The sequence below is a fragment of the Helicobacter vulpis genome (genome assembly GCF_003660395.1).
Classification (GTDB): domain Bacteria; phylum Campylobacterota; class Campylobacteria; order Campylobacterales; family Helicobacteraceae; genus Helicobacter; species Helicobacter vulpis.
The window spans coordinates 25,160-32,215 of sequence record NZ_QXQT01000018.1 but is presented as its reverse complement, the minus strand read 5'-3'; the positions used below and the strand labels follow the sequence as shown (position 1 = coordinate 32,215).

Annotated in this window: 10 protein-coding genes; 4 read left to right on the top strand and 6 right to left on the bottom strand. The window is 47.3% G+C overall.

Annotation, left to right across the window (positions count from 1 at the left end):
- Positions 1–93: 93 nt before the first annotated feature.
- The 6 genes from EAO38_RS06740 to EAO38_RS06710 form a co-directional block, all read right to left on the bottom strand.
- Positions 94–372, bottom strand: coding sequence for a phage holin family protein (locus tag EAO38_RS06740; RefSeq protein ID WP_121022324.1), 279 nt, complete (start codon positions 370–372; stop codon positions 94–96).
- On the bottom strand, positions 372–680 hold the full coding sequence (locus EAO38_RS06735; RefSeq protein WP_121022322.1) for a hypothetical protein: 309 nt from the start codon (positions 678–680) through the stop codon (positions 372–374). The genes EAO38_RS06740 and EAO38_RS06735 overlap by 1 nt, the downstream gene beginning before the upstream one ends.
- Positions 680–1,219, bottom strand: coding sequence for a DUF5675 family protein (locus EAO38_RS06730; RefSeq protein WP_121022320.1), 540 nt, complete (start codon positions 1,217–1,219; stop codon positions 680–682). The genes EAO38_RS06735 and EAO38_RS06730 overlap by 1 nt, the downstream gene beginning before the upstream one ends.
- Positions 1,220–2,032: 813 nt before the next feature.
- On the bottom strand, positions 2,033–2,266 hold the full coding sequence (locus tag EAO38_RS06720; RefSeq protein WP_121022316.1) for a hypothetical protein: 234 nt from the start codon (positions 2,264–2,266) through the stop codon (positions 2,033–2,035).
- A 9-nt stretch (positions 2,267–2,275) separates the two neighbouring features.
- Complete coding sequence (locus EAO38_RS06715; RefSeq protein ID WP_121022314.1) at positions 2,276–2,662, bottom strand: molecular chaperone DnaJ; 387 nt, start codon at positions 2,660–2,662, stop codon at positions 2,276–2,278.
- Between the two features lie 94 nt (positions 2,663–2,756).
- Positions 2,757–3,479: a tetratricopeptide repeat protein gene (locus EAO38_RS06710; RefSeq protein WP_121022312.1), complete on the bottom strand. Its 723-nt coding sequence runs from the start codon at positions 3,477–3,479 to the stop codon at positions 2,757–2,759.
- A 108-nt stretch (positions 3,480–3,587) separates the two neighbouring features.
- Here EAO38_RS06710 and EAO38_RS06705 point away from each other — a divergent pair, with 108 nt between their 5' ends.
- From EAO38_RS06705 to lgt, 4 genes are read left to right on the top strand one after another with little or no spacing between them, the layout of a single operon-like run.
- On the top strand, positions 3,588–4,316 hold the full coding sequence (locus EAO38_RS06705) for a zinc ribbon domain-containing protein (protein WP_121022311.1): 729 nt from the start codon (positions 3,588–3,590) through the stop codon (positions 4,314–4,316).
- Positions 4,316–5,491, top strand: coding sequence for a lipid IV(A) 3-deoxy-D-manno-octulosonic acid transferase (gene waaA, locus EAO38_RS06700; RefSeq protein ID WP_407927431.1), 1,176 nt, complete (start codon positions 4,316–4,318; stop codon positions 5,489–5,491). Before EAO38_RS06705 ends, waaA begins: the two co-directional genes overlap by 1 nt.
- Complete coding sequence (locus EAO38_RS06695; RefSeq protein ID WP_121022308.1) at positions 5,467–6,213, top strand: RluA family pseudouridine synthase; 747 nt, start codon at positions 5,467–5,469, stop codon at positions 6,211–6,213. The genes waaA and EAO38_RS06695 overlap by 25 nt, the downstream gene beginning before the upstream one ends.
- Entirely contained in the window at positions 6,210–7,055 is an 846-nt protein-coding gene (gene lgt / locus EAO38_RS06690; protein ID WP_121022306.1) for a prolipoprotein diacylglyceryl transferase, read from the top strand. Before EAO38_RS06695 ends, lgt begins: the two co-directional genes overlap by 4 nt.
- The last annotated feature ends 1 nt before the right edge of the window (position 7,056 follow it).

Genomic DNA, 7,056 nt, shown 5'->3' with positions numbered 1-7,056 from the left:
TCTCTTTTAACAGCGTGTTCTCTTGGATGTAGTGGAGCAGAGTGAGCCCACTTGTGAGCAGGCCTATTGCAAAGACTAGGAAAACATAGGGCATTAGGGCTTTTTGAGGCTCAAGATGTTTTTAATGAGCTCTATGGCTTTGTCCACCCCAAAGTAACCTACAGACGCGCTTAAACCCACTTTGGCCATGTAGGGCAAAGCAGTGGCGCTAAGCATAGTAAAGACGCACAGGCAAATAAAGGAGCTAGTTATGACCACCACCAGCGCGCGCCTTAAGGAAGCTTGAGGGGCTTCAAAATAATTTAACCCCCCGGCTAATAGGCCAATTAGAGCGATGGGCAAAAGCTCTGCGTATTCTTGAAAATGTAACATTATTCTATCTTGCTGCGCAAATCTAAGAGTAAAGTTTTCTTGGCGATTCCTTGTTTTTGGGCCTCTTTGATCAGGTCTTGGAGGAATATTTGAGTGCTGGTGCTAGGGCTTTTGGCCGGGGAATCTAGAGCGGACTCTAGCTCTTTTTTAGAGAACTCCGGGGGGTTTTTGGCCACCACAACGAGCATCGTGTCCACAGAGGCGCGGTACTTAAAAAAGTAATGGATGTTTTGGGCTACAGAGAGCACGAGGGCGAAGGCGACAAACACGCCCACATAGGTTTTTAACTTTTCTTTGGGAATCTGCATTAAAAGGCCTCTAAATCGTAGATGATGAATTGGAAGTTTTCTACCCCATATGTGTCGCAGAGTTGGTAAAACTCCAAAACCGCCCTTTTGCTTTGGGTGATACAGCCTGTCTCTTTATTATAGCCCTTGCCTAGCAAGATGCACCCTAGGCTATCAATCGCGTCATTACCCACGTGGATCATGATGCGCCTATGGGCGAATTTAGGGTTATTGGGGTCATGGAGCCATAGGGCTTTGTTGCGCCCCTTTGCGCCTTTTTTTTGGTATTCAGGGGGGACGCACACCCCGCTATCCGCCCAGTGCAGCGTATAGGTGCGCGCGATGATGGGCTTGTCTAGCCCGCCTTCATCTGTGGGCGTGCCCGCGTTTTCCATAGTGTAACAGCTGAAGAGCTCTTTGTTTTGGGAGTCGCACACCCACAAGCGCCCCAGAGTGCCCGCCTCAATTTGGCCACGTTTATTGACTTTTTTAGAGATATGGTCGCGCTGGAGCACCGCCTTAAAGGCGCGCCCCAAATCAATTTTAAGCTCTATGTCCATTCTATTCCTTTTTGGATTTCTAGGGCTGGAATTGTAGCCAAAAGCGCGGGGTTAAAAAAGGGTTAAAAGCTTTTAAAGCCAAAGGCGGGGGTTTTTAGGGGAGTTTAAAGGCATGGACTAAGCCTCTATGTGTAGATTTTTTTCTTGCATGCGGGTAAGCAGGTAGGCAGCCTTTAGCTTTAGCCCAACGCACTAAAGAAACTTCAAACAGCGCATCATAAGGGCAAAGAGGGGCGCAAGAAAAGGGCAAATAGGGTGAAAACGCGGGTGCTCTAACCCCGGCCTTTTCAATTTAGCGCGCGCGCATGGGCCTAATACAGGGGCCTAAGGCGTATATCTGTGCCAAGAGCGCGCTTTGGGCTAAAAAACAGAGTAGATTACCGATGTGCGCCAACACGTGTCAGAGTGGGCTAAATTAGGGGGCTAGAGCGCGGTGTTGACAAGATTAAAAAATTTTGGCTAAAATGAGCCAAGTGTAAAGTTCTTTGATGTGCTTGTGTCAGAAAATGGGACGCAGTGGGCCCAATACGTTTTAAGCAAGCTTTTTAGAGCGGCGCTCCAAAAAGCCTTAATAGGAGCCCTAACGCGTAAGAAGCGCGCTTTGAGGGGAAAAGGAGGGGAGTGGAAGGGAGCAAAGGGGGGGATTGGAAAAGGAAAAAAAGGGGGGGAAATTCTAGGGTGTTGAAAGACTCCTTCAAATGCATGATTTTTTTCTTGCCTAGATAAATACCCGAATGTGCAGCATCGCCCAAGTCGTACCATAAAATACTACTCACAGCAGGTTCTCCATCGACCGGAGCATCATCCCGTATATTACTTTTTCTGCGTATTGGATATTATGACCATAAAACTTTCATAAAATCTTTTACCTATTTCATATGCCATATATAGAATTGCAGTTTGTGGCGATCTCATTATCGATCGTCTTTGCATAGACTCTAACCACTCTCGCTCCCTCGCTTCTTTTTCCCTCTTTTCTTTTTCTTTATCGCTTTTAGCTACAGCAATTCCCGCTGGACTCACCATGGCTTTTAAAAATCCAAACATCTCTCCCCCCTAATCCAACAACTTGACCGCTTCTTGATAAAGCATGAAGTTTTTCACCACCCAGTCTTTGAGTTGATCCACCTTTTGGGTGGATACCCCCATCTCTTTGACATAAGAGTAGATCGTATCTCTCTCATTGTCATGCCAACGGCTATCGGCTAGAGCTACAGAGGTGAGCTCTAGCAAGGCGGCGTGTTTGGCGTGGTTAGTGGTGAAAAGTTTGCCTAGAGTGTTTAAGGGCACTTCTTTTTCAGAGATGCCATGCTCGCATTGCTTTTTGATCGTATCCAACGCGCCCAGTTGCAATTCATGCAACACCCCATCGGCCTCAATGACTTTTCTAGCCAAATACAAGAACACCTGTTGTTGTTCCACACTCAAATCTTGGATAAACATGTTTGTCTCCTCGTTGTAAGATAGAGTGCCATTATACAGAGAGAGAGAGAGAGTCAAGGGGTGTTGAGATTGTGGGGTTGGATTGAGAGCGAGATTATAAAAAAATCTTGACTTCTGGGTTTTGCTTGGGGGTTTGGCGCTGTAATTTTTGCTGCACCCTTTGTAAGTGCTTGGTGGCATCAAGCCCAAATTCTAACGCCTTTTCATAACACGCTTTTGCGATCAACAACGCTTGTTTTGAAGCCTTAAACTTAGGGCTAAACTCCAAACACTGCCCCATCATATCAACACTCGCCCCAACCATCCCACCCCTTAGGCTAAATTTTCCAAAATCTTGCGCGCGCAGTTCATCTAGATTCACATACAAATTTGTACCATCTAGTCTGATCAACGCGCCATTGGCTTCAAGAACTTCTGTTAACAATTGCGCGGTTTTATCCCAATCCTTTTTCACACAAGAACCATCGCTATACATGCTAGAAAGCAAGGCTTTAGCCATGATCACGGCTACATCCCCGTTTTGTGAGGGCTTTTTTTTGATCACTAATGTAAAATAGTGTTTTGCCTTGCAAGCATCTTCTTTCATGCCATCGCCAAACAAATACATCTCCCCTAAATACGCGCTCCCTAATAAATCTCCTTGTTTGTGCGCTTGTTTGAAGAGATGAAAAGCCTCTTTATAGCGCCCATCATGGGTAGCCTTGATCCCCCTTAGCATCAAAGCGCTCACCTCCTCTGCTCTTAAGAGCCCCAACACCCCCCATAAGACCACCAAGCAAAAAGCCCAAGTTTTAAATCTAGAAAACCCCAAACCCATGTTTTTCTTTATCCTGCCCCATATAAAAGAGTGTTCTTGCCATGATACAACACTCCTACCTAAGCCAAAATATGCTAAAATCCCCCAATCACATCTACAAGGCATGGCATGAACGCGCATTTAACCCAATTGATAGAGATTTCGCGCCTAGATAAAGACATTGAAGCCCTAGAACCCTTGATTCAAGCTAAACGCGTGGATTTAGACAGGGCATTAGCCACCAAACACAAACAGCAGGCCGAATACAGCGCGCTAGAAGAAGAAAAGGCGGCGTTGAAATTGCAAATTGCCAAGAACGAACAGACCCTCCATGAAATCAACGCCAAAGTGGACAGCATTCAAAAAAAGATCGCCCAGATCAAGTCTGAGCGCGAACTGCGATCTTTGGGGATTGAAGAGGACATCACTAAGGAGCGTGCCAACCAAGCCAATAAAGAGATCGAACGCCTAGAGGATGAGATCGATCATAAAAACAAGCTCCAAAGCGCGTTGCAAGAGGCTTTAGAGGGCATTGAAAGCCAAATTAGCGTTCTAGAAGAACAGGTTGAAAAGGACACCGCAGAGATCAAGCAACGCCAACAAGAGATTTTCCAGCAAAAGCAAACCCTCACCCTCAACATGGATCGCAAACTCATCGCCTTTTACGAACGCATTAGGCGTTGGGCGGGCAACACCTGTGTGGTGAGTGTGCGCAGGCAGGCGTGCGGGGGGTGCTTTATCCGCATTAATGACAAGACTTATACGGAGATTTTGGGCAGTCAAGACATTTTGACCTGCCCGCATTGTGGGCGCATTCTCTATGTAGAAACCCAACCCCAACCCACAAGCGAGATCTAATTTTTTATCACGTCTATATTGCTGTGCTTGCACTAGCACACCTATTAGCTCTGCCCTTAATCGCCCTGTGGCGTTTCAAACCCAAATACCGTCACTCTTTGGGGGCGCGTTTTTTTGCTAAGGGGCATGCCTTGAGCTTTAAACCCACATTGTGGTTTCATGCCTGCTCCTTTGGCGAAGTCAAATCCCTAGAACCCTTGCTAGCCCTTTTCCCCAACACCCCTATCTTGCTCACCACCACCACCCAAACCGGCTACACGCTTGCTTATAACACCTATGCCCATAACGCCTCTATACAGGTGCGCTACTTGCTCTTTGAAACTTTGCTTTGGCTATGGCGCAAGGATTTAGATCAGTTGCAATCCTTAGTGGTTACAGAAGCCGAATTGTGGCTAGGGGTCTTTGTTTTGGCTAAACAAGTGGGGGCGCAAACCTTGTTGATCAACGCGCGCATCTCTGAGCGTTCTTACCCGCGTTACCACCGCTTTAGAGCGTTTTATGCTTACCTGTTTTCTAAGGTGGATCGCATCTACGCCCAAAGCATGCTAGATTTAGAAAGGCTGTATGCCTTAGGGGCGCGAACAGGGGCGATCTTCCCCAATCTCAAGCTGTTCAACCCCCCCAAGCGCACCAACCACTACCCAAAACCCCCTAAAACTTTGATTCTAGGGGCTAGCACCCATCCGGGCGAAGAAGTTTTGATCTTAGAAGCGTTTCTAGCCCTTCAAAGCGATGCGTTTCTCTGCCTTGCCCCGCGCCACCCTGAGCGCTTTGCAGAAGTGCAGAAAATGTTGATCCAAAAAGGACTTATTTTTGATGTCTTTTCAGAGGGGCTCACATGGTGTCATCAAGTTACCTTGATTGACGCGCTAGGGGTGCTCAATGACTTTTATGCCATCGCCGACATTGTGATTTTAGGGGGGGCTTTTGCCCCCATAGGAGGGCATAACCCCCTAGAACCTGCCTTTTTTGGGGCTAAACTCATCAGTGGCATGCATATTTTCAATCAAGAAGCCTTGTTTAGCTGTGTGCAAAATTATGTCTTGGTAGAACCCTATCAATTAAGCCAAGCTTTAGCCCAAGCCCAAGACATCCTGCCTAGCTCTATTGAATATGGCGATCACCGCCTAGAAACATTAGCCCAAATGATATGCAAAAAGCCTATAAACTCTTAAGTGTGCAATTGGGTATCTCGCACAACCAAGCCAAAAGCTTGATTGATTTGGGCAGAGTGCGCGTACACAACAAACCCGTAAAATTGGCTAGAACTCTGCTCCCCCTCACAACGCGTTTTGAGGTGCTAGAAAGTGTGGAGTCTAGCGTTCTCTATCAAGATGACACACTCTTAGCCATTTGCAAGAGCCCGGGAGTGGATAGCTATAGAGTACAAGATACGCATGCGCCCTACCAACTCTTGCACCGCCTAGACAAGCCCACAAGCGGGGTTCTCTTGCTAGCTTGTGATCCCTTTTATACCCGCGCGCTATTGGCTTTCAAACAAAGAGGGGTTTATAAGGAGTATTGCGCATTGGTGGAGGGCATAGTGCGCGGGGTACAAACCTTGCGCATGCCCTTAAGGGTGCAAAAAAGCCATGCGCATGCGCATAAGGGTTTTGTCAAAAGTTTCTGTGATCCTAGGGGCAAAGAGGCGATCACGCACATCACCCCCCTAAAGCATTACCCCCGCCACACCCTTTTAAAAGTGGTGCTTGAAACCGGGGTAACCCATCAAATCCGCGCGCACCTAAGCGCGATCAAGCACCCCATTGTGGGGGATACCCTCTATGGAGCAAAGCCCAGTGCGCATCTCTTTTTGCATGCCAAACGCGTGCAGATTTTGGGCTATGACCTACAAGCCCCCACCCCCCCCTATTTTGACCTAGGAGATGGTTTTTGAGTTTTTGGAATGAAATTTACAGCCATTTTAGCCCCATTGCCTTTTCTCTCTTTGGCTTGAATGTACATTGGTATGGGTTGGCTTATGTGAGCGCGTTGCTCATCGCCTTTTTTGTCGCGCTCAGGGCGATCAAATGCGATCCGCAGCGTTTCCCCATCACTAGGGCGCATTTTGAAAGCTATTTTCTCTATGTGGAGTTGGGTGTGATCTTGGGCGCGCGCTTGGGCTATATCCTCATCTACGATCCCAACACCCTTTACTATCTCAAAGCCCCATGGCAGATTTTCAACCCCTTTTACAATGGCGAATTTGTGGGCATTAGAGGGATGAGTTACCATGGCGGGCTGGTGGGTTTTTTAATCGCCTCTGTACTCTTTAGCGTGGTCAAAAAGCAAAACTTTTTAATTTATTTGGACTTGATTGCGATCTCTTTGCCCTTGGGGTATGTCTTTGGGCGGATAGGCAATTTCTTAAACCAAGAATTAGTAGGGCGGGTGGTGCCTAGTGGCGATGTGTGGGGGCATAAAATTGGCATTATGGTCAATGGGGTTTTGCGCTACCCTAGCCAACTCATTGAGGCGTTCTTAGAGGGGCTGGTACTATTTGTGGTAGTGTTGGTGGCTAAAAAGTTTGTGCGCGCTCCGGGCATGCTCATGGTGGTTTATGGTTTGGGGTATGCGTGCGCGCGCTTTATTTGCGAATACTGGAGAGAGGCGGACGCACAACTAGGGTATTATTTTTGGCACTTGAGCATGGGGCAGATTTTAAGCTTGGTGATGGTGGGGGTTTCTCTAGGTCTGTGGGGCTATATTGCCAAGCGCGGATTAAAAAAGTTTAGCTAGA